The following is a 1,310-nucleotide window of genomic DNA, read 5'->3' as shown; positions in this document are numbered from 1 at the left end:
AGGCCCGCGCCGCCGCGCTCGCCCTGGCGCGCAAGCGGCGGCTGGGCCCGTTCGGCCCGCGCGATGACGATGGGCGGATCGACCCGGCCGTGCGGGAAAAGCAGGTGGCCGTGTTCCTGAGGGCAGGGCACCCCCTTGCCATGGCGCGCGCGCTGGTGAATGCAGCGGGCGAACGCGAAGCGGAAGATTGGGTTTATGACGCAGACGATTAAGACCGGGATGATGGGCGCGGCACTCGCCCTGGCACTGGGCATCATGGCCTGTTCCCCGGCCACGGCCGACGCCGGCCATCACAAGTCCGATGCGATGCCCGCGCCCACCGGCGCGGTTGGCGTCCATCCGATCTCGGGCCTCAAGGTCATTCCCCTGGCGATCGCCACCAAGGGCGGCACCCACCAGTTTCGCGTGGAAGTGGCCGTGACCGGCGAGGAACAGGAAAAGGGCCTGATGTTCCGCACCGCGATGGGCGCGGACGAGGGCATGATCTTTCCGATGGACCCGCCGCGCATGGCCGCGTTCTGGATGAAGAACACGGTGATCCCGCTCGACATCATCTTCATCGGCCCCAACCACCGCGTGCTCAACGTGGCGGCCAACGCCGTGCCCTATGACCTGAGCCCGCTGCCCTCCACCGGGCCGGCGGCGGCCGTGCTCGAACTCAATGGCGGGCGCGCCGCGCAGATCGGGCTCAAGCCCGGTGACAAGATCGCCTGGTAAACGCCTCGAGGGATCGTCGGCAACGCAGGTGCAACAGCACCCTTGCCGACTCCCCCTTGCAGGGGCTAGGGGCAAGGAAACCCGCCGCGGCGGGCGGCAACTGGAACAAGAGCTTCATGAGCATTCTCGGCAAGATCTTCACCTGGTGGGACGGCGCCACCTTCGGCACCCTGCTCGACAGCGCCCGCAATGGCGAACTCGTGGGCCACGATGCCCAGGGCAACAAGTATTACCGGGCCAAGAAGCCGTATCCCAAGGGACATCCGTTCCAGGGCCGCGAGCGTCGCTGGGTGATCTACAACGGCGCCAACGACGCCAGCCGCGTGCCGGCCGAATGGCATGGCTGGCTGCATGGCACGCTCGATGGCGTGCCGGAAAGCAACCTGCCGCCGCCGCGCATCTGGGAAGTGGAATTCACCCCCAACGCCACGGGCACGGCCGCGGCCTATCGCCCGCAGGGCGCGCTGGAACGCGGTGGCCATCGCGCCGCTGCCACCGGCGATTACGAAGCCTGGTCGCCCGAAGGCTGATGCCTGCCCGCCGCGCGCTGTCGGTTGCGGTCCTGCTGGCCGGCGGCACGCTGTTGCTGGCCG

General features: G+C 68.9%; 2 protein-coding genes and 1 pseudogene. All 3 read left to right on the top strand.

Features of this window, described 5'->3' with window-relative positions; translation table 11 throughout:
* Positions 1-212: pseudogene (locus tag H926_RS32960) on the top strand (hypothetical protein); the annotation flags it as partial.
* Positions 196-717 carry a DUF192 domain-containing protein gene (locus tag H926_RS0103985; protein WP_028657556.1) on the top strand — a complete coding sequence of 174 codons (522 nt, stop codon included), beginning with the start codon at positions 196-198 and terminating at the stop codon, positions 715-717. The pseudogene H926_RS32960 and the gene H926_RS0103985, both read left to right, overlap by 17 nt.
* A 116-nt stretch (positions 718-833) precedes the next feature.
* Positions 834-1,247, top strand: a complete 414-nt coding sequence (locus H926_RS0103980; protein ID WP_022675162.1) for an NADH:ubiquinone oxidoreductase subunit NDUFA12 — start codon at positions 834-836, stop codon at positions 1,245-1,247.
* Positions 1,248-1,310 lie beyond the last annotated feature (63 nt).

This window comes from Novosphingobium sp. B-7 (assembly GCF_000410615.1).
Taxonomy (GTDB): Bacteria; Pseudomonadota; Alphaproteobacteria; order Sphingomonadales; family Sphingomonadaceae; genus Novosphingobium; species Novosphingobium capsulatum.
This window is presented reverse-complemented; position numbering and strand designations above follow the sequence as displayed.